The sequence below is a fragment of the Vibrio sp. TRT 17S01 genome (assembly GCF_050113695.1).
GTDB lineage: Bacteria > Pseudomonadota > Gammaproteobacteria > Enterobacterales > Vibrionaceae > Vibrio.
This window is the reverse complement of record NZ_JBNJOG010000019.1, coordinates 1-23,281: the sequence shown is the minus strand read 5'-3', so window position 1 is coordinate 23,281 and position 23,281 is coordinate 1. Positions and strand designations below refer to the sequence as shown.

Sequence of the window (23,281 nt, the reverse complement as noted above, 5' to 3'; positions counted from 1 at the left end):
TCGATTTTTATTGTTGAAAAAGAGCTTCAATTTCTGCGGTTTGTCGTTTTCCTTGACTGTTCAACGGAATCTCGTCGAACACTCGAAAACGTCGCGGCACAGCAATTGGCTCAAGCCATTGACGCAATTCATTACGCAGAAGTAGCCAGAACTTTCCTTTCCCTGATAGCGCAAACTGCTGTTTTCCCTGTTGGTTAAGGACGATTGCTGCAACTAAAGTCAGTCGGTCGCCTTCCATCATTGGGATCACGGCGGTTTCTTCTACCCAACTTAGTTGCTCAACGCGTCGTTCTACTTCAACCAAAGAAACGCGTTTCTCTTCGACCTTAATAATACGGTCAGTGCGTCCTTTGAGCTCAAAATGCACTTTATCATGGAAAATGCATTCGTCGGCAGTTTGATACCAATTGTTGGCATCGATATGCGGAGATTTTAGTTTGAGGCAGGACTCTTCATTTAGTTCCGCTTCAATACCGGGAAACAGCTGCCATGGCGTGGTAGCGCTATGCTGCTGTCGAAAAGCGATACCACCAGTTTCAGTACTGCCATAGACCTCAATAGGGTATTGACCAAAAAGCTCACAAGCGTGGTTGGCCGCTTGATTTGCTAATGGCCCTCCAGAAGAAAATGCCATGCGCAGCTTTGTTGACTGGTGCTCTTCATTAAGTCTTTTTAGTAATGCAGGACTGCTGATGAGTGTCGTGTTAGGGCCTGCGTGGGAGATCACCTGTTCAGGGAACTCAAGGTTGTAAGCGGCAAATGGTCTTGCAGCGCACAGTGGCCAAAGCACACGGAATAACAACCCATAAATGTGCTGGTGTGAAACCGTACTTTCTATTTGTGTCGCACTTAACTGCTCTCCCCATAAGCGCTGTAGAATGTCGATTTCACTTTCAAGCTGTGTCAGCGTTTTTTCAATGGCTTTTGGAGTACCGCTGGAGCCAGAGGTAAATAACGTTAAGCGAATGTCAGCCAGAGTGAGCATTACTGGGACGGTGCTTTCTTGACTAAATGTATGCTGATGAATGACCAATGCATTAATGCCTGAGGGTACCTCGACTTCGCTATCGACGAGTAGCAAGTCGAAATGGATGGCTAACTCATTCAATGCGGCTGGTTGATAATTTCCCGGTAGAACGAGTGCTTTTCCTGCAGCACAAACAGCAAAAAAACCGACAGCAAACTGATAGCTATTGCCGCAACATAGGGCAATGTTGTTACCCGTTTTTGTCGAGAGCACTTGACTTAACTGAGTCACATCTTGCAAAAACTGTTGCCAATGATTGATGTGATTCCCCGTAAAAGACACAGGATAATTGTCTGGCCGCTTTGCAGATAACAATGTTCTAAGTGGGGTAAAGTTCATTGGGGGGTGATTCATCAGTTAGGTATCCTTTCGCACAAATTGTCTGACTATCCATTCCAGAGCAAATAGGCCGCCGGCAAGCAAGTAGCTGATCAAACCGTTATATAACGTCCATACTTTGATACTTTGAAAACACGTGTAAAAGGCAATGGCACCATTGAAAACAAAAAAGCCACACCATACCAAAGTGACGTTACGTGTGTAACGCACACCACTCTCGGGAAGATCTGGCTCTTGTAAACGAGCGAGGCGCTCAATGATGGTTTGTGGTTGTTGTAGGCTATGAGCAAATACAGTGAACATACAAACGTTGACCACAACAGGGTAAAAGGTTAACCAACCATGTTGTTTAAACCAGATCCCTAAAGCAGTGAGAACCAATCCGGTCACACCACTTATCCATGCAAGTTGTTTGAGCTCTCTGAGTTTAGCCTGACTTGCTGAAACAATTCTCAGCAGGAAGACCGCAACGAGCAGTCCCCCGACAACCGTCAGGCCGAACTTATCGATACCGAAATATACGGCAAAGGGGTAGGCGAGCAGAACAATTGCGGACAGTGCTGTCAGCAATTGACGCATCAGTTACCTTTCAGAAGTTCAGTCACGGATTCCACAACGTCATTCACGGTGCGAACGGCTTTAAACTCTTCTGGCTTGATTTTTTTACCAGTGACTTTTTGTAGATGAACAACAAGGTCTACCGCGTCGATACTATCGAGATCGAGATCCTGATACAGGTGGGCATCCGGCTGGATATCCGCTTCATCGATTTCAAACAGCTCTACTAGAGCACTTTTCACTTGTTCAAATACTTGTTCTTGATTTACTTCTGTCATGTTCAAATTTATAAATTATTGGCTGGATTGAGATGAAATATATTTTGCCAGATTTGCCACCGATGCAAAATGCTCACGTGTGTTTGCATCGTCTGCATCAATCACAATATTAAATTTCTTCTTAATCGCCAAGCCTAGCTCTAATGCATCGATAGAGTCTAAACCAAGACCGTCACCAAAAAGTGGTGCTTCTGTTTCGATGTCTTCAATCGAAATGTCTTCTAGGTTTAGAGCATCAATGATCAACTGTTTGATATCGTTGTGTAGTACTTCCACTGGGACCTACTTTGAGTTATTGATTTGATGGAAAAATAGCTTCAGCCAAATGACGATTTAACTGCCGAGCGGCTAAAGTTGGGTTTGTCGCCCCTTCAATAAAGGGTTTCACGTCAACTTTACCTTTAATTTCCACATGGAAAAAGGGTTTCGTGTCAGGAACCTGATACCATTTTTTTTCTTTTGTTAAGAAGCTCGGAGAAACCGTAATATGGATTACACGGAGGTCTCGCTCAGTACGTATTGCAATTTGAGCTGCGCCGCGCTGTAATTTTGATTTTACTCCGGGTGTGGTTCGGGTTCCTTCTGGAAATACCAGTAATACATTACCACGTTCAAATCTTTCATCGCATTGCGCTAATAAATCATCGGGTGCTTCATTTGGAATATAGCCTGCCGCTTTTACGATATGTTTCATAAATGGGTTCGACCAAATAGCAGATTTCACTAAGCAATCAACACGTGGTAATTGAGAGGCAATGAGGACGTAATCAATAAGGCTTGGGTGATTGGCGACAATCAGACAATTTCTATCCTGAATGAGCGTATCTGCCCCCGTTATTTTATAGTCAATAGCGCCGGTATATTTCATTAGCTTGCAGAAAGCATTAAAGCTATAGCGAATAACGCCCTGAACTTTATATTCGCGCATTGCTAAATCGCGTGTAAATATACTGATCACAGGAATAAGCACAAAGCTAAGAATTAGCCCACCAAGTCCAAACACAGCAAAACAAAATCCAGTGGCAAACACGCGCCAGTACTTATTCCAGTTGAGCATTAGCGTTGCCACGTCCAACTTTGTTGTTTGGAATGAATTTGCCAACGGTTATGTGAAGTTAGGAAGTGACGCAAAAACGCTAAGCCTTGTGGTAATGCTTGGTCGTTTTGCTGACTACGTGTATTGGGTTGCGCTGCAAATTGAACCGATTCACCAGCAGACAGCACGAGGCCAATGGCATAACCTTGAAATTGATTCTCTTCGTATTGCTGATAAGGGGAAGGTAGTGGTTCGTCAAAATCAAGCACCAGAACTTTATCGGTTGGATTTGCTTGCAAGTACAACCAAGCTTCAAGCAGGGCACTTTGGAAAGTGTTGTCGGCTGCAGCGATAGACGTTAAGGGAATTGGCTTTTTTGTCGCAATGGTTGAAAGCCCTGCCGCTGTATTGTGAACCGATTGAGAAAAGGCCATTGGTGATGCCTCTTCGCCACAAAGAATATCGTTGATGAGTTGTGCGCTTCTTTGTAGCTCTCCGTGACGACTGGCAAAAACCAGATAATCTACGTCGTGTTGGTTCAGTAGCTCAATCGCGGTTTGAACAGCCATTTTGCTAAGAGAACTCATTCGGCGGCGCATCATTGGTGGGATGGCACTTACCTCTAATTTCCCTTCTTCGGGCCACTGAAGATCTTGAGCCCAGCTATTCCATGCTTGTGAATCATGCAATCCCAATGAGTTTGCGGACCAAGCGTCTATATTTACAGACATTATTTGTTGTGTATTTGACATATAATATTGAATTGTTTCGTTTACAGCTAAATACTATTGCAGCCTATTCCACACAACCTTCAAAAAAGGAAATAATATGAAATCATTAAAGCTATTAAGTTCACTATTTTTAGTGCTTCTACTAGCCGGCTGTGGTCGCGTGCAGCCTATTATGACAGTGGAGGATACTCCAGTTGCTTATAATCTTCAAAGCAAACAAGTCAAAATGGCTATTCTGCAAGCCGCTACTAATCGCGGTTGGATTGTTGATGAAGTTAAACCGGGTGAATTAAGTGCCAAACTTCACGTTCGCTCTCATTTTGCAGAAGTAAAAATTCCGTATAACGAGAAATATTATTCAATTCTTTACGTTAGCTCAGAAAACTTGCGCGCAGAAGATGGCAAAATTCATCGTAACTACAACCGCTGGATCAACAATTTAAATGTTGATATTAAAAAACAGTTGTCACTGACAGCTGCAGCACAATAATAATACAAACTTAAGTTAGGTTTTTTCGTGTTAAATCAAAATATTGACCCTTTTAATGCTCTAGAGGCAAAAACGGAAGCGCAAAAGCTTTCATTTGCCCCCATTGTTTTTCACACAGCCCGTACACTTCGGGATTTAGGCCTTCTGGCTGCACTCGATAAAGCGGGTTCAGAGGGAATGAGTACTGAACAATTGTCACAAGAGACCGGTGTCTCTGAATATGGCGTAAAAGTCTTACTGGACATGGCGATCAGTGCCCATATCGTTCTTTGGGAAAAACCTAACTATTCTCTAGCCAATCTTGGTTTCTTTCTACTCCACGATGGTATGACGAATGCCAACATGGACTTTACGGCAGACGTTTGTTACGCCGCGATGATGCATTTAACCGAATCCATCCAAGAGGGTAAACCAGCTGGCCTAAAAGAACTTGGGGATTGGGAGACCATTTACCAAGGGCTGTCGACGTTACCGGAAAAAGCCAAAGAGAGCTGGTTCAAATTTGATCACTTTTACTCAGATCGCTCTTTCCCTATTTTGTTGAAAGAAGTGTTTGCGGCAAAGCCAAAGCATATTGTTGATATCGGTGGTAATACGGGCAAATGGGCGATGCAATGCTGCAATTATAATGCAGATGTTGAAATCACGATTGTGGACTTACCCCAACAGCTTGAAATGGCAATGGCAAATGCTAAGGAAAATGGCTTTCAAGAGCGAGTGCACCCTTTCCCTGCCAACATGTTAGACAAGCAACAGAGCTTACCAGAGCACGCTGATATTTGGTGGATGAGTCAATTTCTAGACTGCTTTTCACCAATGGAGATCCTAAGTATTCTGCAACGTGTTAAAGCTCAGCTCACGCCGGATTCGCATGTCTACATCCTAGAATTGTTCTGGGACTCCCAAAAATATGAGGCGGCTTCTTACAGCTTAAACGCTACTTCTCTTTACTTTACTTGTTTGGCCAATGGTAACAGTCGGTTCTATCGTAGCGATGACTTTTTAGAGATCGTTGAAGCGGCGGAACTGGAAGTGGTTGAGCGCACTGATGATATCGGTCTTGGTCATACGTTATTAAAACTAAAAGCAAAGGCTTAGTGTCCTAGCCCAAATGAGCAAAAATAAATGAAGAAGCAATCAACGCAGGTGGTCGTGATTGGCGCTGGTCCTTCCGGCTCCACCGCAGCGGCATTGTTACATGCCCAAAATATTGATGTTGTTGTGATTGAAAAATCACAATTTCCAAGGTTTTCTATCGGCGAAAGCCTACTGCCTGCATGTATGGAAGTGGTTGAACAGGCGGGGATGTTAGAGGCTGTTAATCAAGCAGGATTCCAATATAAAGACGGCGCTGCTTTTCAGCGAAATGGGGTTTACACCCAATTTGATTTTACCGATAAATTTTCAGCAGGACCGGGGACGACGTTTCAGGTTCAGCGTGCGCACTTTGATAAAGTTCTGGCAGATTCTGCGAGCGAGCAAGGTGTTGAAATTCGATATCAACATGAGCTGAAAAGCATCGAGTTTGTGGATGCGCATTCTATTTTGCAGGTTGGTGTAGAGGGGGGTGAAGACTACCTTTTACAAGCTGATTATGTGTTGGATGCGAGTGGGTTTGGACGTGTGCTGCCAAAACTACTGGAATTGGAAGAGCCATCTTGTCTTCCGCCGCGTAAGGCCATCTTCACCCATATTGTTGATAACATTGATGCTGAAAGTATCGATTATGATCGCAATAAAATCTTGATTTCAGTGCACCCTGAACACCAAGATGTGTGGTATTGGTTGATTCCATTTTCCAATGGCATATGTTCATTTGGTATTGTAGGTGAACCTGAATTTTTCGAGCAGTATTCGGAAGATAAGATCGCCGCAATTCAGCAATTAGTTAATGAAGAACTAGGGTTAGCGGCATTACTACAGAATGCGGAATATCCTAACCCAGCAGGTGAACTCGGCGGCTACTCTGCCAATGTGAAACATTTGGCCACGTCGCATTATGCTCTACTTGGTAATGCTGGCGAATTCTTAGATCCGGTGTTTTCCTCCGGTGTGACCATTGCAATGAAGTCGGCCCAGTTTGCAGTTGATTGCGTGGTGCGCCAGCTCAATGGTGAAACGGTTGATTGGCAGAAAGAGTACGCCGATCCGCTGATGGTTGGTGTCGATACTTTCCGGACGTATGTGGAAGGATGGTACCAAGGCACATTGCAAGACGTAATTTTTTATCAAAATCCTAACCCGCGTATTAAGCAGATGATTTCCTCAATACTTGCTGGTTATGCATGGGATGAAGCTAACCCGTATGTTAAAGAATCAAAACGTCGACTAACCAGCTTGGCTGAGTTTATTAATCAAGACTAAGCAAAGTGAACCTCTTTAGAAGCGCGATAGGTATCGCGCTTTTTTTATACTTAAAAATCAGCCAGTTTCTTTAATTTGACTACGCTTACTACATCGTTGTTGTGATGAGGGGAGGCAGCGTTACGTGATGAATCGTTCTCCCTCATGAGGTTCAAACCGTATCAAGAAGGGGAAGCGCATGAAATGGCCGTCAGCATGGGTACTTGTGGCGATTGGTTTGGTGCTGAATATCATGGCTATTCTGGTGTCGAGTGTGGTTCTTGATCAATTGAGTCAGGAGGTCAGCGTGCTTGATGAGCAAAAAAATGCCAACAGTTACGCCATTCAGTTAGCGTGGGATAAGGTTGAAACCTTAGAACGAAAGCGTGAATTTATGCTGCTGCACTTGGATCAAAACAAGTTTTTATCCGGTGAGATTAATGAAGTATTAAGAGGCCAGCTTTCTCCATGGGTTAATCAAGCCGTTCCTCCCATTCAACAAGACAATCTAGCGACGTTAATGACGTTAATTAATCAAGCACAACAACATGAGCGAGATAGGATTGATGGCCATTACTTAGCGAACTTATCCATCACCGAAACCATGGCCGAGTTAAATGAGCGTAGTGCACGTTACAAAGTGTTTGCTCTGTTTCTACAAATTTTTGGATTGGCGCTCATCTTAGCCAGAGACTTAGCGCGAAAACGCTAATTACTCTCTTGATTACTCTTCAATATTAGGGTGTTGTTTTCCCTGATATTGCTGTACTTCTCGTCTTAGCCCTTGAAACGTTGCTAGGGCACTGTCTGTCGCAAGTTTGTTCACTAACCAATCTGGCAGTTGTCCTTGGGGGTTGGCAAAAGCGGTATATTCAATATGGGTGGTGCCGTTATCTAATTTTTCTAACACCCATTCAGCAGATACCCCAGTAATACGAAGGTATCCTTCTTGTTTGGGAAACGTCGCGGGAGCATCACGGATCACCAGTTTAAAGGTTTGTTCATTCACTTGATATTGTGAATAGGTCACCATATCGCGATCGGCAGCTGGCCATGGGGCGGCAAATTGGGTGTAAACGATGTTTTCGTTCGCACTGATCTGTTTTAGAACTCGGCTGTGGGAGACATTATCTATCCATTTGGGAACGTGCTCACTGTCTTCCAGTAGCAGCAAAAATGCGGAATAGCTGGTGGGGATAAACATTTGAGCGCGAATCTCAACCAAGCCATCACTGTGTGGCCGCGTATGCAGTGTGATGCCATCGTAAGTTTTTGCAAACTGCCATCCCCTTTCTCCGGAGGCGAAAGCGAGCGGAGCGAAAAGAATGAATAATAATCCTAAGCGACGCTGCATCATGGCCTCCTGCCGTTTGCGAATTTAGCGAAATAACCAACGGTTAAGCGGTGTTTTTTCTGTCGCTACAACCAATAAGTAACTGAAAACCAATGTTCCTATTAATACGATAGCATCCTTTGGAGCATGAGTAAGCCCAAAGAAACCCGCCACATTCATCATCACAATCACCATGGGTAGATGACAGACATAGACAGGCAAGACACGCTTACTCAAGGAAAAAACAATCGCGTTTCTGCCTAAATCCGGATGGGTTAGCAGATATATCATGATTCCTGTTGCCCAAAAAATGGTGCCAAATAAGAAGTCATTAGTATTAAATATTTGTCCCATTCCATGAAGCCAATAGGCCTCCACAATGTGGATAGAGAGCCCCAATCCAGTAAGCCATATTGCTTTTGATGCAGAAAATTGGAACTCAGATTGTCGCAGCGTAAAACCTATTGCGACCATCAAGGTTGCAAAGAAAGGGCCGTTACGAGTGAAGAACGGACTTGGAAGCTCAGTTAATACGGCATAGCTACCAGCAAGAACGCCATAACAATACAGTGCTAGTGATAACGGGAGGATCCAGCGACTGAGCTTGAAGTCTATTAACGCTGCTATGATCACAATGGCGCTGAGTAAAGCTGGAATAAACCACAAGTGCACCAAACCGCCTTCAAGCAATGAGTTAAGTGGTGTTTGCAGCAGATAGCTCCAATAACCTTGTCTTTCCGCTAAGTAACCATGTTCTAAAAGTACGCCCCAATTAAATGGCATAAGCAAACTGATCACGCTCCAGATTACCCAAATACGAATCAGTGGAGAGCCGTAATTCAGGACTGTCTGCCAAGGTTTATTGGTCAATTTAGGTTGGATGAGGTAGCCGGCGATAAGAAAAAATAGTGGAACGGCAAAGCGCGTTAACTGGTTGAAAACATAGCCAAACCAAGGCTCTCCATCAAGAGTGAAGTAGGAGAGGAACATTTGGCAATGCAACATAATAATTGCGATCATGGCGACGAGGCGCCCTAGCTCTAGGCTGGCGATTTTGGACGTATCAGACATCATAAATACCTAAATAAAATTCGACTCGGAGAGTCGCAAATCATCGAAAAAGTGGCCTCAAACTATCAGGAGAAGAAATTGAAAATAGCGTTTTAAATCAAAGTGTAGAATGGTTTACGTCGTAAAAAGTAGGATTTGAGATACGGGTCAGGTATTCAATGAAAGTCGTTTTAAATGAGTTTAATACTTGCAAAAAAGTACGACCGTGCTAAAACTAATTTAATGACTGTGGATGTTGGTGGAAAATGAGTAAAGGGCGAATCACACGTGAGAACATACTGGCACAGGCGTTTGCGCTGGCAAGTGAAGGTGGTCTCGAAAGCCTGACGATAGGTGAGTTAGCGAAGCACTGTGGTATGTCAAAAAGTGGTTTGTTTGCTCATTTTAACTCCAAGGACAACTTGCAAGTTGGTGTTATTGAATACGCACAACAAGTGTTTGCCGAAAAAGTGATTGTACCCGCGAGAGGTGCATCATCACCGGATCAAGAGAGCAAAATACGTCTGCTGCTAACACGCTGGTTAAGCTGGAATCACTCTTTTCAAGGTAGCTGCATGTTTCTTGATGCATGGAAAGATGCGGCGACAAACCAATGTCCGATCCAGCAAGCGCTGAGAAAAGCCATTTCGGTGTGGGTTGATTATCTGCAAATTCAAATTGCAAAAGGGGTTGAACTCGGAGAGTTCGATCAGCACTTATCGCCACGTCAGGCGGTGTTTGAGCTCTATGGTTTATACCTCAGTGCTAATTTGTTCTACACCATCCATGGCGAGCAAATGAGTGCCGAGCATTTTTGGCAAGGTGTCGACAAGCTATTAGTGAGCTGGAAAGCGGCATGATGTGGGTTGCATGAGTCGATTACAGGCTCGTTAGATTGCTGAGGCTTTAACAGGCAGGATGATCCTGCCATTAATTTTATTAAAAAATAGTACGGTCGTTCGTTTTTGCGAACTACGTTAAGGAAAGCGACCATGAGTGAGAAGATTTATTTCAATACGTCCAACAAGTTCAGTTTGAAACGAAGTTTGGTCAATATGACAACTCGGCTGCACCATACTCTCGCCCCGAAGCATGCGGAGAAGACGGCGCGCAAACTGCTGCTTACACCAGTCCGGACTCAACCTAAAAATGCTGAACCGATAGAGTTGGTAAAAGGTGAGGTGCAGTCGAAGGAAGGTGTACTCAAAACTTACCGTTTGGGCTCTGGCCCTGTATGGGTTCTAACGCATGGTTGGTCTGGCTCTGCCAGTCAGTATTATCCGCTTATGGAATACATAGCCGAGCGTGGTTTTACTGCGCTAGCGTATGATCATTCAGCCCATGGGGAAAGTGGTGGCGTTTATGGTCATATTCCTGGATTTGTTGCAGGTTTAGAGGCCATTCTAGATAGTGTTGATGACGTTGCTGGACTTGTTGGACATAGTATGGGAACCGCTTCTGCGCTTGAATGTCATCATCAAAAGCTTATCAATAAACCGATGTTGCTCATCGCTCCAGTATTGGATTATGTTGATAATTTATTCAGTAGTGTTGCCCGCTCTGGCTACTCCATGAAACTGTTTAGCAAAATCGTCTCCCAAGTTGAAGAACAGTACCGCTATCCTATTCAGTCGGTCGATCCGTACCAAAAGCTTGGATTACGCCATGCACTGACGTATATCGTCCATGACGAAGAGGATAAATTTACGAAATTTTCAGTTTCACAGAAAGCTGCAATGGAAATGGAAAACGTAACGTTACTCGCAACGCAAGGTCAGGGGCATGGGCGAGTAATGAAATGTCCCGAAGTCTTTACCGCGTTTAATGCACTAATAGATTCTGACTAAACAAAGCCTAGGAGTTGGCAGACAGTAATGAGGGTAAGCCTAAGAGTTAGGTTGATAGAAATTATGGGAAATACATCAATGTAATCATAATGTTAATGTATGTCGTTTTGATGTTGATTGGGTTAACAAATTCGCATCGATTATTATCTCCATTGTTGAATATGTGTGATGCTGCATGTTGCTACTTGGTCGGAACTTTTAGCCGGTAGCGCTTGTGCCATTAGGCCATATTTAGGAAGCATAATAATGAACAGAAACGATAGTGTCCCTTTGCCCAACAACACCCGAGAGTGGTTTTTTAACCGAAACAGCCTCATCATCCTTGCTGATGTTGCGCTGTTTTTGGCTCTCTATTTATTCCTACCTTTTGAAAGTGATATCGTACTTGGTATCAGCTTACTAATATTTATCGCGGTACTGTGGTTAACCGAGGCGCTTCACGTGACGGTGACGGCGATATTAGTTCCCATCCTTGCCGTGCTATTTGGCGTATTTGATACCCAAACCGCTTTAAATAACTTCGCGAACTCGATCATTTTTCTTTTCCTTGGCGGTTTTGCGCTTGCTGCTGCAATGCATCGTCAGGGGTTAGATAAAGTCATTGCCGACAAAGTATTATTGATTGCCAAAGGTAAGATGAGTGTTGCAGTGGTTATGCTGTTTGGTGTCACCGCGGGTCTGTCTATGTGGATTAGTAACACAGCGACCACAGCCATGATGTTGCCACTGGTGCTTGGTGTATTGAGTAAAGTGAACTCCGAGAGTGGTCACAAAACTTACGTATTTGTTCTACTTGGTATTGCCTACAGTGCCAGTATTGGTGGCATCGCCACGATAGTGGGCAGTCCTCCCAATGCAATTGCTGCTGCCGAGGTAGGTTTAACCTTTACTGATTGGATGGCATTTGGCTTACCAACTTCAATCATTCTCCTACCTGTCGCGATTGGGGTGTTATTTTTAATATTAAAGCCCAATTTAAGTGGTGAGTTTGAGCTCAATTATGAGCCAGTGAAGTGGGACAAAGGCAAAGTAGTGACGTTAAGCATTTTTGCGGTCACAGTGGTGCTTTGGATCTTCAGCAAACCTATTAATGCGATGATTGGCGGTTATGCTAAGTTTGATACCCTTGTTGCGCTTGGCGCAATAGTCGCGGTGAACTTTGCCCGTGTTGTTCATTGGAAAGATATTGAGAAAACCGCCGATTGGGGAGTACTGCTGTTGTTTGGTGGTGGTATTTGTTTAAGTAATGTTCTTAAAGCAACAGGTGCTAGCGTATTCTTAGCCAATGGTTTAAGTGCGTGGATTGCTCAATGGGGGATCTTGCTCATTGTGGCTATTATTGCTCTCTTTGTGGTGTTCTTAACTGAATTTGCGAGTAATACAGCGAGCTCTGCACTACTTATTCCTGTTTTTGCTAGTGTGGCGGAAGCGTTTGGTATGTCGCCTGCGATCTTGTCCGTATTGATTGCTGTGGCGGCTTCTTGCGCATTTATGTTGCCAGTCGCAACGCCGCCCAATGCGATTGTTTTTGGTTCTGGTCACATCAAGCAAAGTGAAATGATGCGAGTGGGAATCATACTTAACATAGCTTGTGTCGGTGCCCTTACAGTGATAGCCATGACATTTTGGACTTAAGCTCAAGTGGTAAATTCGATATTGAGTCATAGCCAGAGTGAATGCTCTGGCTATTTGCTTTTCCTGCCAAAATAGCTTCGATTTAGTCACAAACCGAACAATAACCCTGTGAATTGGGTGCAATGTTCAAACTTCTTACTTCCTGTCTCTTATTTGTTACTGATATCATGTCGCATTATTGAAATAACCTCGTGAAAATGGATTTCTTAAAGAATGAAAGATCGCGTACTGGTTTCCATTTCTTCGGTAAACGGGACCAAACATTTTCATTTTAGCCGTAAGTTTCGTCGTGTTTTAAAAGGGCTAAGCTTGTTTAGCCTCGCAGCCGTCGTTGCGACTGGAATTGCGATTAACTATCTGATGGGTGAGCGAGAATTTGCGCTCTTAAAGAGCCAAGAGTTTGAACAACGCTCCATGTCTCTTACAGAAGAAGTCACCTCACTGAAAGCACTGAAGAGTAATTTAGAAAGCGATTTAGTTGAGCGTGAAGAACGCTTTAATGTGGTTTCCGATCGATTGGGTGATCTGGAACGAGTATTAGGCATGGGAGATGCGGACGGCAAACTTGAACTGCGGCTTGATACTGCAGCGATTACGTCTTCCGTTCGTATGGTGATGCTGACCCAAATACCAAGTGGCCCCCCTGTACACAATGCACGGTTATCTTCAGGCTACGGAAAGCGTAAACACCCGGTCACGGGATCATACAAAATGCACCGTGGGTTAGATTTCGCAGTGAATACGGGAACCCCGATTTATGCACCGGCTGATGGGGTTGTTGAAGTCGTGCGGCCAAGTAACAAGGGATCGGGAAATTTCCTTCAGCTTCAACACTCTTATGGCTTTAAGACATCCTTCTCGCACATGAGTAAGTTTAAGGTGCAACGCGGAGAGTTTGTTCAAAAAGGAGATTTAATCGGTTACTCCGGTAATAGCGGTTTATCGTCGGGCCCGCATTTGCATTACGAAGTGCGTTTTGTTGGTCGGGCACTTGACCCTCGTCCTTTTGTTGACTGGGGTGTGGATAATTTTGATACAATTTTTAGTAAAATCAGAGGCATTCGATGGGAATCTTTAGTAAACAAAGTCGAATTAAGAGTCAGCAATCAGCTACAACTCTCATCGCACAAGGTTGTCACGTCTCCGGACAGCTAAAGCTGGAGAGTGATATTCAAATCGATGGGTTGGTTGACGGTCAAGTCCATGTGAACAACTCATTGTTGATTAGTGAGTCCGGCACGGTAAAAGGCGATATCTTTGCCACACGTGTGGTGATCAACGGCATCTTTGATGGTAATTGCCATGCAGACAAGATTGAAATCCTAGCAAAGGGTCAAGTGACAGGCACTCTGTACACCGATGACTTAAGTATCGATCAAGGGGGCAAGTTCAATGGTGTAACCCAACCTGCGAAAGCTAAGCAGGTGGTGGATATTAAACGCAGCGCCGCTGAGACCAAACCAGAGCAACCAACCTCCGAAAAAAAGAAGACGGCAACTAGCTAATTACCACTGATATTTGTGGTCAATCACGCTTGTTTGATCACAATCATCTTCTAATTTGGCGAACCTCATTTTGTCACCAATACTTAGAGTGATTTCATGAAAAAAGAAGGGCGTCGCCATGAAAAATGAACTCGATCCGAACAAAATTCTTCAGGCTTATGAAATGGTGATGGAGCATGGTGCTCCTACGGAGCATGGCAAAATTTATGAAGGCGTAGAAGCTTTTTCCGACTACGACGGCTATAACGTTTACATGCGAGGAAATGGTGTTGAGTTGAAAGTTGGCTTCCACAATACCTATCACTTGGAGTATGACCAAGAGCATCTGCGGAATAGTTTTCTGAAAAAAGTCGCCATGTTAGCGAAATAACACAGACATATCGCAGGTAAAACAAAGCCCTGCTTGATATACCGACAGGGCTTTGGGAGAAAGATTAGTCTTCTTCAGCCAGTGCACACTCTTCTGAATAGTCTTCACTTGCGTCTGGTTTGCTACGACCATTCAATGTATGGAAACGCTTACGACCACGTGCAAGTTGTGCGTATTTTAACCAAGTTCTTTCTAGCTTAGTTTTCGCTTTTCCTGGGTTTTCCATTACTTTTAGAAAGTGTTTTTCTTCAGCATTTTCTGGGTCTAATTCGCCTTTTTCAAGAGATAGCATGGTATCCCCATAAAAGATTAGGATTTCTTCCTCAGCAAGCGTAAAATCGCCAGACTTAGCAAAGCCTCTCGGGAATTTAGTGTTGTCGTAAAAACGTTTTTTGCCTTGACGAAATTCGATGTCAGACATATCACACAGCCTCTATACCTGTAGTCATGATTCAAGGCGAAAATTAGGCGTAAATTCTAAAAAAGAAAAACAAAAACTTTCTGTCGTTAAGATAAATATTGATTGTTAATCTGGTTGTACTCATACCAGGAGAATTTTTATGGACGTAAAGGTCTTTCGTACATTTTTAGAGCTAGCAAAGGTTCGGCACTTCGGACGTGCAGCTGAGAACCTCTATATCACGCAGGCCGCGGTCAGCGCGCGGATCAAACAACTTGAAAGTTACTTCGATACTCAATTGTTTATTCGTGATCGAAATAACATTAAGTTGACCTCTGCGGGCGAACGTTTAGTTGGGTATGCCGAAGTAATGGTGACGACTTTACAGCAAGCTAAACTCGAACTTTCTCTTGAAAGTGGCAAAGCTCTGCAGTTAACCATGGCGGGGACGCCCAATGTGTGGGATGCGTATTTGCAAAACTGTTTAAGTGTTGTGACGGATTCATTTAGTGGCTATGGCTTTATGGCTGAGGTGATGGGACGAGAAGTCTTAGTTCGCAGCTTGCAAGAACGTACGCTTGATATGGCCTTCGCTTTTGATCAGATAAAAGCAGACGAGTTATCTTGTAAAAAAGTCGCGGATGTCGTGCTGGTACTGGTGTCTACAAACCAAGAGAACATTAATACCGTCTTTAATAACCAATACGTTTATGTTGACTGGGGAACTAAGTTTGCTTCAGAGCATGCTGAGCGTCATCCTAAGGTTCCTGCGCCATATTTACGCACTTCAACGGCGCGTATTGCTCTGGATTTTATTCTTGAAAAGGGTGGCAGTGCATATTTGCCTGTTTCGCTTGTTGATCCATTTATCAGTGCTGGTCAGTTGCATAAAGTTTCCGGCGTTGATGAATGGTGTCGGCCGATTTATTTGAGCTATCGCAAAGCAAGCACTTCGGTTGACGCGATTAAACAAGTGGAAGAGTTAGTGAAGGATATCGACCCGCTTACAGCTTATAGCTTGCAGCAACTTGCTGACTTGCCAGTCGATGAATAAATTGGCGCAGATTGAAAAGCCCTGACGAAAGAGTCAGGGCTTTTTTGTTTGGGATTATAAGTTCATCAAGCTTTCAATCGATTCTTCAAGGCTTTTGCTTTGATAGGTGCGTATTGAGCGACCATCCGTTGCATCAATAGTGATTTCACTGATACTGCTCGTATCGCTCTGCTCAATAGCATCAAGTGATTGTTCTACGGTTTGACAGGTGAGAATACGATCATCTGAGAATTGGATCGTGCAAGTGTGAAGATTCATAGCCAACATCCTTTTATTTGTTGTCCTAGCCATTACTAATTTAGTAATGGATGAAGCAGTAAGCAAATGTTCTACCTCCAAGTTTTGAATGCTAGTTGTTAAAGTTGCAGCAAGGTATCTTATAGAGTTCCGAAAATGGCTAGTTTTTGTGTTCAGTCTCATTAAACTGAACTGACATTGGAAATGGAAAACCGAGTCGGAATGATGAATCAGCAGATGCTTAATGCTTTTCGAAGTGCACGAATGAGTCGCGATGCACGTTTTGATGGTCAGTTTTATATTGCGGTTAAAACAACAGGGATTTTCTGTCGGCCGATCTGTCCAGCCACATTACCCAAAGAGTGCAATGTAGAGTACTTTGTCGACAAAGCTCAGGCTATTCAAGCAGGTTACCGACCTTGTTTACGTTGTCGTCCCGACAGTGCACAAGACTCTTGGGCTTGGAAGGGCACAGAAACCACGTTTCAGCGAGCGTTAACCCTAATCGATCAAGGTAGTTTGCAAACAAGCCCTTTAGCTGAGCTGGCTAACCGAGTTGGAGTCAGTGATCGCTATTTACGTCAGCTGTTTCAGAAATACTTAGGTATGTCACCGAAGCAATATGCATTGGCTCATCAATTGATGTTTGCCAAACAATTGCTTCATTCAAGCGCCTTAAGTATTACGGACATTGCTTATGCCAGTGGATTTAATAGCACGAGGCGATTCAATGATGCGTTTCTAAAAGTATTGCAATTGTCCCCACGCCAAATCCGTCGTTCAAACGATAAATCCAATTTAGCCAACTCAATTGAGTTGAGTTTCCATGGTGAATTAGACTGGCAACATATGCTGTATTTTTACCAGTTGAGAGTAGTCAAGGGATTGGAGACTGTTGAGACAAACAGTTATCAACGTTATAGCCAGATAGATGAAAAACAAGTGTGGTTCAGTGCAAAAAAGACGACTGAACGTAGTATAACCATTGAGTTTGAACTGGAAGAACTCACCCAATTACGCCAACTTGTGAAGCAAGTAAGACGCCTTTTTGATCTTGATGTGAACACGACACAGATTGAGCAGCATCTTCATACGATTGAGCCAAGTCTGATAAAGCAGAAGGGAATCCGCATTCCGGGAGTATGGAGCCCTTGGGAAGCGGGAGTTCGTGCGATTTTAGGGCAACAAGTGTCGGTGAAAGCGGCTATTACGCACCTTAATGCTTTGGTCAAAACTGTTAAGGGGGAAGATGTGAAGGCCTTTCCTACTCCAACTGAGGTGGCATCGATAGATTTAAGTTTTCTTAAAATGCCACAAAGTCGCAAGGAAACACTGACTCGCTTTGCTCAATACATGATAGAGCATCCGGAAAGTGAGCCTGACAACTGGCTGTGCTTAAAAGGGATCGGGCCTTGGACGGTGAGCTATGCGCACCTAAGAGGATGTTCGCAACCAGACTGCTTTTTAGATAACGATTTGGTTGTGAAGAAAGCATTGAATACATTTACTCATTTAACCAAACAGAATGTCTCTCCATGGGGGAGTTATGCCACTTTTCATTGTTGGAGCCATGCATGACACATTACTACACCATCATATCGACGCCGTTAGGAAAACTCACACTGCAAGCCAGTGATGAAGGTATTACGGGGACTTGGTTTGAAACGCACACGACTAAGCCTGAACAGTTAGGAATTGAATCGCCAAGCCATTTTGTGTTGCAACAAGCTGCGAAGGAACTAACGGAATATTTTGCAGGAAAAAGGACAACGTTTGAGGTGGCTGTTGCCGCTTCCGGAACGGATTTTCAGCGTAAGGTTTGGCAAGCGCTTCGAACCATTCCTTATGGTCAAACATGGAGCTATCAGCAATTAGCAGAAGCGATCGATAACCCTAAGGCCGTCCGAGCGGTGGGACTTGCGAATGGCAAAAACCCAGTATCGATCATCGTACCGTGTCATCGCGTGATTGGTAAAAATGGGAAGTTGACGGGATATGCTGGTGGTGTTGAACGCAAAGAAGCGTTACTGAAACTAGAAGGTGTTTAAGGTTAACTATGAAAGTGAAGGCTTTCGCACCCTAGCGCAAAAGCCTTATCGATAAAACTAAAACAGATGGGTATTGAGCATGAGATGGACAGCGATGCTGACGCCATAGCCCACCATAATAATGGGAGCCCATTTTAAATGGCCAAAGAAGGTGTATTTGCCATGCGCAACCCCCATTAACGCAACGCCAGCCGCGGAGCCAATTGAGAGTAAACTACCACCGACACCAGCAGCGAGCGTGACAAGTAACCAGTTACCCATCGACATTGTGGGTTCCATCGTCAGAACGGCAAACATCACGGGAATGTTATCGACAATGGCTGACAAAATACCCACCATCACATTGGCCCAAATGGGGTCCCATTGGGTGTACATGACTTCCGATATCATAGCTAGATAGCCAAGCAGGCTTAGTCCGCCAACACACATTACAACGCCATAGAAAAACAGTAATGTATCCCACTCTGCATGCGAAACACGTTTGAACACGTCAAACGGAACCACTGAACCAAGCCGTTTCAATGCATAATCGTCACGGTTTGCAATGGCTCTTGCTGCTTTCTTCGCGAGAGAGCGTTTTAGGGTGCGGCGTAAGAAAAAGCCGAAAAATTGCAAGTAGGCGAGCCCCATCATCATGCCCATAACTGGTGGGAAATGAAGTACCGCGTGGAACGCAACGGCCGTTGCGATCGTTAGGATGAATAAGCCAACAATACGACGAGCGCCGCGTTTTAGTTCTACATGTTGATGGATCACGTTCGGTTTGGCATTTGGTATAAAAAAGGACATTAAAAGTGCAGGAACCAAATAGTTAACGACCGATGGTAAGAACAGTGGCATAAACTCAGAGAATGAGACGTGGCCTGCTTGCCACACCATTAAAGTGGTGATGTCTCCAAATGGGCTGAATGCCCCGCCCGCATTGGCGGCGACGACAATATTGATGCATGCCAGATTAATGAAGCGAGGGTTATCTCCAGCGACTTTCATGACCACAGCACACATCAGCAAGGCGGTTGTCAGGTTATCCGCTATCGGTGAGATGAAGAATGATAAGAAACCTGTCAGCCAAAATAGTGTTCGAAAATCAAACCCTTTCCCTGTCATCCATGCTTGTAACGCATCAAACAATCGGCGTTCTTCCATCGCACTGATGTAGGTCATCGCAACCAGCAAGAACAACAGTAGCTCGGCGTATTCCAATAAATTGTGCTCTAACGCTGCTTTGGCAATTTCGATTTGCCCGTGTTGTTGGTAAACATAGCCAATCATTGCCCAGATCAAACCGGCCGCTAATAACACAGGTTTCGATTTTCTGAGCTGTAAATATTCCTCTAACATCACCAAAACGTAAGCAATGCTAAAAATGATGATAGCAGCGTATCCGATGGTGGATTGTGTTAAAGGAAGTGGTGTTTCTGAAGCCGTTGCGGCAAAGGATAGAGGAGAAAAAAGAGAAAGTAGTAACAAGACAAGCCATTGTCTGAACATATGCGCTCACTCCTTAATTATAAGAATTATGCAGATTCATTGTAGAGAGCTTTTGTTTTTTGAATTGTGAGGCAGATTCAATCTGATTGATTTTTCGACATTTGTCGTCAGGTTTTTAAGAATAGATGAAGAAGTTGAGTTGAGTTTGTTAGGTTTATTGTGAGATTAGCGATGCGGTTCATGCGCTTTGTCACAAAATATTATGGTTAATGACGAGTTATGAATAGCTAAATGAGTGTTTGACTAGGATCATCACCTTATTCTGCGATTTGCTTCAAAATCCTATGCGTTCTGTTCCACATGACAAAATAGATAGGTGTCTACAATGTCCAACTCTAACCAATCCACACGTAAAGTGACGTGGGGCTGTTATGTTGCCCTTGCGTTCGCGGTGGTCTTTTTCTCTGGCCTGCTCCAATCGAATGAATGGTATGGCGTGTTTGATTTCACAACCCTAAATGGTTCTTTCGGTAAAGTCGCGTATGCCGTGAACGAAACAGCCGATGGTGTTGAAGCGGCAACAACAACGCTACGCGGTAAAGGCGGTAGTGGTGCGCGTGATGGTTTCCTTTTCGCATTAACTTTGATCCCGACTGTTATGTTTGCACTGGGCATGATTAATGTCCTAGAGCACTATGGTGCGCTTGATGCTGCGCGCAAACTGCTTACCCCTTTACTACGTCCATTAATGGGTATTCCTGGCAGCTCAGGCCTTGCGTTGATTGCCTCTTTACAGAGTACCGATGCTGGTGCGGCGATGACTCGTCAGCTAAAAGACGAAGGGCGTTTAACGAAGCGTGAAACTGATGTGTTTACCATGTTCCAGTTTACTGCAGGCGCAACTATTGTGAACTTCTTCTCTTCAGGTGCTGTTCTTTTCACACTAACTATGGCTGATGGTTCACTTGCGGTGACGTCTTCTATCGGTCTAGCTGTCGCTGTGATGTTTGTTTTCAAGTTTGTTGGTGCGAATTTGTTCCGTATGTACCTCAACATGACTGAAGGTAAAGAAGACAAATCATCACAAGGCAATCAAGAACTGAAAGAAGAGGCTGCACAATGAGCGAAGTAAAAGCAAAGAAACCAATGGTGACAGACATCTTCGTTGAAGGTGCAAAGAAAGGGTGGGTGATCGCTACAACTTCAACCGTGCCTAACGTATTAATGGCATTTGTGATCATCAAAGCGCTGCAAATTACAGGTGCACTTGCTCTGATGGGCAGTATCTTTGAACCAGTAATGGCTCTATTTGGTTTACCGGGTGAAGCTGGTGCCGTTCTGATTGGTGCATGGATGTCAATGGGCGGTGCAGTTGGCGTTGTGATTACCTTGTTCGACCAAGGCATCTTAAATGGTACTCACATTGCCATTTTGGCTCCTGCCATTTACCTAATGGGTTCTCAAATTCAATATATGGGACGTATCCTTGGTCCTATCGGAACCGAAGGCCGCTACATTCCAATTATGGTTGCGATTTCGGTTTTTAATGCTTTTGGTGCGATGCTTGTGATGAGTATTCTGGTTTAAAGCTGCCATTGAATAAAAAGCCCCGGTCATGTACCGGGGCTTTTTAGTTATTAGGCTTCAGCTTTAGAGAGTTTGACTTCTTCTTCTTTCTCACCTGCTTGAGGATCGTTAAATCGGCTCTCGTCCAACACGCCTTCAGATTTGGCAACAATCACAGAGACACAGCTGTCACCCGTGATATTGACGGCAGTGCGGATCATATCCAAAAGTCGGTCCACACCCATGATTAATGCAATTCCTTCAAGAGGCAGGCCAACTTGGTTAAGTACCATTGCGAGCATGACAAGGCCAACACCAGGTACACCAGCTGTTCCCACTGATGCAAGGGTAGCAGTCAGAATGACCGTGAGGTAATCGGTCATGGTTAGGTCAATATTAAATGCCTGAGCAATAAATGCAGTAGCAACACCCTGCATGATCGCTGTGCCATCCATGTTTACCGTTGCACCCAGTGGCACGGTAAATGAGGCGACTTTATTGTCCACACCCATACGGTTTTTAACTGTTTCCATTGTTACTGGAATCGTGGCGTTAGAAGAGGCTGTTGAGAAGGCGAACATGATCGCGTCTTCCATCTTCTTCAAAAACGTAATAGGGCTAAGGCCAGTAAAGCCTTTTAACATTAAGCTGTATGTGATCAGACCGTGCAATAACAATGTGCCAGCAAGGACAAGGAAATACTCTGCTAAGTTAATGATGGCGCCAAGGCCTAAACCAGTAAACAGCTTTGCCATAAGGAAGAACACGCCGTATGGCGCAAGGTTCATCAATAGTGCAACGAGCTTCATGATCACTTCGTTTAGATCTGAGAATACAGCGGCAATGCGCTCTCCCGGCTTGCCTGCAGCACTGATCGCAATACCAAACAACACAGCAAATACAATCACCTGGAGGGTTTTGCCTTCGGCCATTGCACTGATTGGGTTGGTTGGGAACATATCAATGATCACTTGACCAAGCGATGGTGCTTCTGCTGATTTAAACGAACTTGCCGCAGTAAGGTCGGCACCTGCTCCCGGTTGGAAGACAGTTCCCATTGTGAGCGCAAGTGTAATAGCAACGGCGGTAGTTGCAATGTAAAAGCCGAGTGTTTTACCACCCATCCGGCCAAGGGTTGAAATGTCTTTTAATGAACTAGTACCACATACTAGTGAGACAAAAATCAGCGGGACAACCAGCATTTTTAAGCTGGCGATAAAGATTTTTCCGCCCACCTCGAATAATCCATTAACGATATATGCGTCTACAAATCCATTGTCAGCAAATAGGGCCCGAATAGCGAATCCTGTCAAGATACCCGCAACCATACCTAATATTACTCGGCCAGTTAGCGACATCGGTTTCTTGGTATTCATCTTGAACACTCCTTATAGTTAATAGCCCTCAATTGCGTCAATTGAACTCGAATTTGCATACTCAGGTTCATCAATGAACAATGCTAGTTGGTATGAGTTTTTGTGCATATTTTAGCAATTGAGGCATTACTTTACGTCATTGCAAAGCGGAGCAGGAGGTTATCAGGCGCTTGAAAAAATCAGAAAATAAAATCGAGTTCACACATCTTACCTGTGATCTGAATCACTATAAATTTGCAGAATTTAACATTGCTATAAAGTTATTATTTAGATTTATTTTCTATTAGATCGTATTTTTAACGAAGAAAAGTGACTCTTTAAAAGCTACTGATTTCCCATTACATGAGAAAGTGAGTGCATAAAACGGATATTACCGTGTTTTGAATATGCGTTGGCAGAACCGAGTTATGTCGGTGTGCTCACATCGCCACCACATAAACTTGCCTGTAGGAGCAATAACTTGCTCAAAACTGGGCAGCTTATTGCTTCACTCAACCTAACTCACTGATTCTACAGCGCTTAATCCTTGGCATCCCCCTTGCTCTATCTCCTTCGTTCAATCAACCACTCATTCAAAAATGGATTAAAGGAAGGATTACGATGCCAACTCCATGTTATATCTCTATC

Annotated in this window: 27 protein-coding genes; 15 read left to right on the top strand and 12 right to left on the bottom strand. The window is 44.0% G+C overall.

The annotated features are described in order from the left end of the window. Positions 1 to 7: 7 nt before the first annotated feature. From ACQEXS_RS20010 to ACQEXS_RS19985, 6 genes are read right to left on the bottom strand one after another with little or no spacing between them, the layout of a single operon-like run. Positions 8 to 1,381 (bottom strand): AMP-binding protein, encoded by a 1,374-nt coding sequence (locus tag ACQEXS_RS20010; RefSeq protein ID WP_427014968.1) that lies wholly within the window; start codon positions 1,379 to 1,381, stop codon positions 8 to 10. 3 nt (positions 1,382 to 1,384) lie between these two features. Further along, positions 1,385 to 1,945, bottom strand: a complete 561-nt coding sequence (locus ACQEXS_RS20005; protein ID WP_427014967.1) for a septation protein IspZ — start codon at positions 1,943 to 1,945, stop codon at positions 1,385 to 1,387. After that, complete coding sequence (locus ACQEXS_RS20000) at positions 1,945 to 2,202, bottom strand: acyl carrier protein (protein ID WP_367990425.1); 258 nt, start codon at positions 2,200 to 2,202, stop codon at positions 1,945 to 1,947. Before ACQEXS_RS20000 ends, ACQEXS_RS20005 begins: the two co-directional genes overlap by 1 nt. 15 nt (positions 2,203 to 2,217) lie before the next feature. Beyond that, positions 2,218 to 2,478 carry a phosphopantetheine-binding protein gene (locus ACQEXS_RS19995; protein ID WP_427011972.1) on the bottom strand — a complete coding sequence of 87 codons (261 nt, stop codon included), beginning with the start codon at positions 2,476 to 2,478 and terminating at the stop codon, positions 2,218 to 2,220. A gap of 16 nt (positions 2,479 to 2,494) precedes the next feature. Further along, a complete protein-coding gene (locus ACQEXS_RS19990) occupies positions 2,495 to 3,259 on the bottom strand; it encodes a lysophospholipid acyltransferase family protein (RefSeq protein ID WP_427014966.1) in 765 nt (254 codons plus the stop codon). Further along, positions 3,259 to 3,990 carry a beta-ketoacyl synthase chain length factor gene (locus ACQEXS_RS19985; protein WP_367990422.1) on the bottom strand — a complete coding sequence of 244 codons (732 nt, stop codon included), beginning with the start codon at positions 3,988 to 3,990 and terminating at the stop codon, positions 3,259 to 3,261. Before ACQEXS_RS19985 ends, ACQEXS_RS19990 begins: the two co-directional genes overlap by 1 nt. A gap of 76 nt (positions 3,991 to 4,066) precedes the next feature. Between ACQEXS_RS19985 and ACQEXS_RS19980 the strand changes: the two genes are divergently transcribed. The 4 genes from ACQEXS_RS19980 to ACQEXS_RS19965 all read left to right on the top strand — a co-directional run bounded on the left by ACQEXS_RS19980 (position 4,067) and on the right by ACQEXS_RS19965 (position 7,514). After that, positions 4,067 to 4,459 carry a hypothetical protein gene (locus tag ACQEXS_RS19980; protein WP_367990421.1) on the top strand — a complete coding sequence of 131 codons (393 nt, stop codon included), beginning with the start codon at positions 4,067 to 4,069 and terminating at the stop codon, positions 4,457 to 4,459. A 27-nt stretch (positions 4,460 to 4,486) separates the two neighbouring features. Beyond that, positions 4,487 to 5,557 carry a methyltransferase gene (locus tag ACQEXS_RS19975; protein WP_427011974.1) on the top strand — a complete coding sequence of 357 codons (1,071 nt, stop codon included), beginning with the start codon at positions 4,487 to 4,489 and terminating at the stop codon, positions 5,555 to 5,557. Positions 5,558 to 5,584: 27 nt separating this feature from the next. Then, on the top strand, positions 5,585 to 6,823 hold the full coding sequence (locus ACQEXS_RS19970; protein ID WP_427014965.1) for an NAD(P)/FAD-dependent oxidoreductase: 1,239 nt from the start codon (positions 5,585 to 5,587) through the stop codon (positions 6,821 to 6,823). 178 nt (positions 6,824 to 7,001) lie between these two features. After that, complete coding sequence (locus ACQEXS_RS19965) at positions 7,002 to 7,514, top strand: DNA mismatch repair protein (protein ID WP_427014964.1); 513 nt, start codon at positions 7,002 to 7,004, stop codon at positions 7,512 to 7,514. A 12-nt stretch (positions 7,515 to 7,526) separates the two neighbouring features. On the opposite strand, the gene ACQEXS_RS19960 is transcribed toward ACQEXS_RS19965, so the two are convergent. Together ACQEXS_RS19960 and ACQEXS_RS19955 are read right to left on the bottom strand one after the other, a co-directional pair. Beyond that, positions 7,527 to 8,156 carry an START domain-containing protein gene (locus tag ACQEXS_RS19960; RefSeq protein ID WP_427014963.1) on the bottom strand — a complete coding sequence of 210 codons (630 nt, stop codon included), beginning with the start codon at positions 8,154 to 8,156 and terminating at the stop codon, positions 7,527 to 7,529. Positions 8,157 to 8,180: 24 nt separating this feature from the next. Continuing rightward, positions 8,181 to 9,206 (bottom strand): acyltransferase, encoded by a 1,026-nt coding sequence (locus ACQEXS_RS19955; protein WP_427014962.1) that lies wholly within the window; start codon positions 9,204 to 9,206, stop codon positions 8,181 to 8,183. A 245-nt stretch (positions 9,207 to 9,451) separates the two neighbouring features. Here ACQEXS_RS19955 and ACQEXS_RS19950 point away from each other — a divergent pair, with 245 nt between their 5' ends. The 6 genes from ACQEXS_RS19950 to ACQEXS_RS19925 all read left to right on the top strand — a co-directional run bounded on the left by ACQEXS_RS19950 (position 9,452) and on the right by ACQEXS_RS19925 (position 14,542). After that, a complete protein-coding gene (locus ACQEXS_RS19950; protein ID WP_427014961.1) occupies positions 9,452 to 10,045 on the top strand; it encodes a TetR/AcrR family transcriptional regulator in 594 nt (197 codons plus the stop codon). A 132-nt stretch (positions 10,046 to 10,177) separates the two neighbouring features. After that, positions 10,178 to 11,032 (top strand): alpha/beta hydrolase, encoded by an 855-nt coding sequence (locus tag ACQEXS_RS19945; protein ID WP_427014960.1) that lies wholly within the window; start codon positions 10,178 to 10,180, stop codon positions 11,030 to 11,032. A 246-nt stretch (positions 11,033 to 11,278) separates the two neighbouring features. Next, positions 11,279 to 12,667 carry an SLC13 family permease gene (locus ACQEXS_RS19940; RefSeq protein ID WP_427014959.1) on the top strand — a complete coding sequence of 463 codons (1,389 nt, stop codon included), beginning with the start codon at positions 11,279 to 11,281 and terminating at the stop codon, positions 12,665 to 12,667. A gap of 213 nt (positions 12,668 to 12,880) precedes the next feature. Then, complete coding sequence (locus ACQEXS_RS19935) at positions 12,881 to 13,822, top strand: M23 family metallopeptidase (protein ID WP_427011981.1); 942 nt, start codon at positions 12,881 to 12,883, stop codon at positions 13,820 to 13,822. Beyond that, positions 13,732 to 14,172 carry a bactofilin family protein gene (locus tag ACQEXS_RS19930; protein WP_427014958.1) on the top strand — a complete coding sequence of 147 codons (441 nt, stop codon included), beginning with the start codon at positions 13,732 to 13,734 and terminating at the stop codon, positions 14,170 to 14,172. Before ACQEXS_RS19935 ends, ACQEXS_RS19930 begins: the two co-directional genes overlap by 91 nt. Positions 14,173 to 14,290: 118 nt before the next feature. Next, positions 14,291 to 14,542 (top strand): DUF3081 domain-containing protein, encoded by a 252-nt coding sequence (locus tag ACQEXS_RS19925; protein ID WP_427014957.1) that lies wholly within the window; start codon positions 14,291 to 14,293, stop codon positions 14,540 to 14,542. Positions 14,543 to 14,606: 64 nt separating this feature from the next. Here ACQEXS_RS19925 and ACQEXS_RS19920 read toward each other — a convergent pair whose 3' ends face one another. Continuing rightward, positions 14,607 to 14,963: a DUF413 domain-containing protein gene (locus ACQEXS_RS19920; protein ID WP_367990410.1), complete on the bottom strand. Its 357-nt coding sequence runs from the start codon at positions 14,961 to 14,963 to the stop codon at positions 14,607 to 14,609. Between the two features lie 139 nt (positions 14,964 to 15,102). Between ACQEXS_RS19920 and ACQEXS_RS19915 the strand changes: the two genes are divergently transcribed. Then, positions 15,103 to 15,996 (top strand): LysR family transcriptional regulator, encoded by an 894-nt coding sequence (locus ACQEXS_RS19915; RefSeq protein ID WP_367990409.1) that lies wholly within the window; start codon positions 15,103 to 15,105, stop codon positions 15,994 to 15,996. 54 nt (positions 15,997 to 16,050) lie between these two features. On the opposite strand, the gene ACQEXS_RS19910 is transcribed toward ACQEXS_RS19915, so the two are convergent. After that, positions 16,051 to 16,254, bottom strand: a complete 204-nt coding sequence (locus ACQEXS_RS19910) for a hypothetical protein (protein WP_367990408.1) — start codon at positions 16,252 to 16,254, stop codon at positions 16,051 to 16,053. A 183-nt stretch (positions 16,255 to 16,437) separates the two neighbouring features. Between ACQEXS_RS19910 and ACQEXS_RS19905 the strand changes: the two genes are divergently transcribed. Both ACQEXS_RS19905 and ACQEXS_RS19900 read left to right on the top strand, forming a co-directional pair. Further along, entirely contained in the window at positions 16,438 to 17,811 is a 1,374-nt protein-coding gene (locus tag ACQEXS_RS19905; RefSeq protein WP_427014956.1) for a DNA-3-methyladenine glycosylase 2 family protein, read from the top strand. Beyond that, a complete protein-coding gene (locus ACQEXS_RS19900; protein WP_427014955.1) occupies positions 17,808 to 18,281 on the top strand; it encodes a methylated-DNA--[protein]-cysteine S-methyltransferase in 474 nt (157 codons plus the stop codon). The genes ACQEXS_RS19905 and ACQEXS_RS19900 overlap by 4 nt, the downstream gene beginning before the upstream one ends. Before the next feature lie 57 nt (positions 18,282 to 18,338). On the opposite strand, the gene nhaD is transcribed toward ACQEXS_RS19900, so the two are convergent. After that, positions 18,339 to 19,772 (bottom strand): sodium:proton antiporter NhaD, encoded by a 1,434-nt coding sequence (nhaD, locus tag ACQEXS_RS19895; protein WP_427014954.1) that lies wholly within the window; start codon positions 19,770 to 19,772, stop codon positions 18,339 to 18,341. Between the two features lie 325 nt (positions 19,773 to 20,097). On the opposite strand from nhaD, the gene ACQEXS_RS19890 reads away from it, so the two are divergent. Continuing rightward, positions 20,098 to 20,835 (top strand): nucleoside recognition domain-containing protein, encoded by a 738-nt coding sequence (locus ACQEXS_RS19890; RefSeq protein WP_367990404.1) that lies wholly within the window; start codon positions 20,098 to 20,100, stop codon positions 20,833 to 20,835. Further along, positions 20,832 to 21,299: a YjiG family protein gene (locus ACQEXS_RS19885; protein WP_367990403.1), complete on the top strand. Its 468-nt coding sequence runs from the start codon at positions 20,832 to 20,834 to the stop codon at positions 21,297 to 21,299. The genes ACQEXS_RS19890 and ACQEXS_RS19885 overlap by 4 nt, the downstream gene beginning before the upstream one ends. Before the next feature lie 50 nt (positions 21,300 to 21,349). Here the strand turns inward: ACQEXS_RS19885 and ACQEXS_RS19880 are convergent, their stop codons facing one another. After that, positions 21,350 to 22,654 (bottom strand): dicarboxylate/amino acid:cation symporter, encoded by a 1,305-nt coding sequence (locus tag ACQEXS_RS19880; RefSeq protein WP_427014953.1) that lies wholly within the window; start codon positions 22,652 to 22,654, stop codon positions 21,350 to 21,352. Between the last annotated feature and the right edge of the window lie 627 nt (positions 22,655 to 23,281).

Coding starts and splice junctions, on each gene's coding strand:
- ACQEXS_RS20010 (WP_427014968.1), bottom strand. CDS start 1,381: ATGAATCACCCCCCAATGAACTTTACCCCACTTAGAACATTGTTATCT.
- ACQEXS_RS20005 (WP_427014967.1), bottom strand. CDS start 1,945: ATGCGTCAATTGCTGACAGCACTGTCCGCAATTGTTCTGCTCGCCTAC.
- ACQEXS_RS20000 (WP_367990425.1), bottom strand. CDS start 2,202: ATGACAGAAGTAAATCAAGAACAAGTATTTGAACAAGTGAAAAGTGCT.
- ACQEXS_RS19990 (WP_427014966.1), bottom strand. CDS start 3,259: ATGCTCAACTGGAATAAGTACTGGCGCGTGTTTGCCACTGGATTTTGT.
- ACQEXS_RS19985 (WP_367990422.1), bottom strand. CDS start 3,990: ATGTCAAATACACAACAAATAATGTCTGTAAATATAGACGCTTGGTCC.
- ACQEXS_RS19980 (WP_367990421.1), top strand. CDS start 4,067: ATGAAATCATTAAAGCTATTAAGTTCACTATTTTTAGTGCTTCTACTA.
- ACQEXS_RS19970 (WP_427014965.1), top strand. CDS start 5,585: ATGAAGAAGCAATCAACGCAGGTGGTCGTGATTGGCGCTGGTCCTTCC.
- ACQEXS_RS19965 (WP_427014964.1), top strand. CDS start 7,002: ATGAAATGGCCGTCAGCATGGGTACTTGTGGCGATTGGTTTGGTGCTG.
- ACQEXS_RS19960 (WP_427014963.1), bottom strand. CDS start 8,156: ATGCAGCGTCGCTTAGGATTATTATTCATTCTTTTCGCTCCGCTCGCT.
- ACQEXS_RS19955 (WP_427014962.1), bottom strand. CDS start 9,206: ATGTCTGATACGTCCAAAATCGCCAGCCTAGAGCTAGGGCGCCTCGTC.
- ACQEXS_RS19950 (WP_427014961.1), top strand. CDS start 9,452: ATGAGTAAAGGGCGAATCACACGTGAGAACATACTGGCACAGGCGTTT.
- ACQEXS_RS19945 (WP_427014960.1), top strand. CDS start 10,178: ATGAGTGAGAAGATTTATTTCAATACGTCCAACAAGTTCAGTTTGAAA.
- ACQEXS_RS19940 (WP_427014959.1), top strand. CDS start 11,279: ATGAACAGAAACGATAGTGTCCCTTTGCCCAACAACACCCGAGAGTGG.
- ACQEXS_RS19935 (WP_427011981.1), top strand. CDS start 12,881: ATGAAAGATCGCGTACTGGTTTCCATTTCTTCGGTAAACGGGACCAAA.
- ACQEXS_RS19930 (WP_427014958.1), top strand. CDS start 13,732: ATGGGAATCTTTAGTAAACAAAGTCGAATTAAGAGTCAGCAATCAGCT.
- ACQEXS_RS19925 (WP_427014957.1), top strand. CDS start 14,291: ATGAAAAATGAACTCGATCCGAACAAAATTCTTCAGGCTTATGAAATG.
- ACQEXS_RS19920 (WP_367990410.1), bottom strand. CDS start 14,963: ATGTCTGACATCGAATTTCGTCAAGGCAAAAAACGTTTTTACGACAAC.
- ACQEXS_RS19915 (WP_367990409.1), top strand. CDS start 15,103: ATGGACGTAAAGGTCTTTCGTACATTTTTAGAGCTAGCAAAGGTTCGG.
- ACQEXS_RS19910 (WP_367990408.1), bottom strand. CDS start 16,254: ATGAATCTTCACACTTGCACGATCCAATTCTCAGATGATCGTATTCTC.
- ACQEXS_RS19905 (WP_427014956.1), top strand. CDS start 16,438: ATGGAAAACCGAGTCGGAATGATGAATCAGCAGATGCTTAATGCTTTT.
- ACQEXS_RS19900 (WP_427014955.1), top strand. CDS start 17,808: ATGACACATTACTACACCATCATATCGACGCCGTTAGGAAAACTCACA.
- nhaD (WP_427014954.1), bottom strand. CDS start 19,772: ATGTTCAGACAATGGCTTGTCTTGTTACTACTTTCTCTTTTTTCTCCT.
- ACQEXS_RS19890 (WP_367990404.1), top strand. CDS start 20,098: ATGTCCAACTCTAACCAATCCACACGTAAAGTGACGTGGGGCTGTTAT.
- ACQEXS_RS19885 (WP_367990403.1), top strand. CDS start 20,832: ATGAGCGAAGTAAAAGCAAAGAAACCAATGGTGACAGACATCTTCGTT.
- ACQEXS_RS19880 (WP_427014953.1), bottom strand. CDS start 22,654: ATGAATACCAAGAAACCGATGTCGCTAACTGGCCGAGTAATATTAGGT.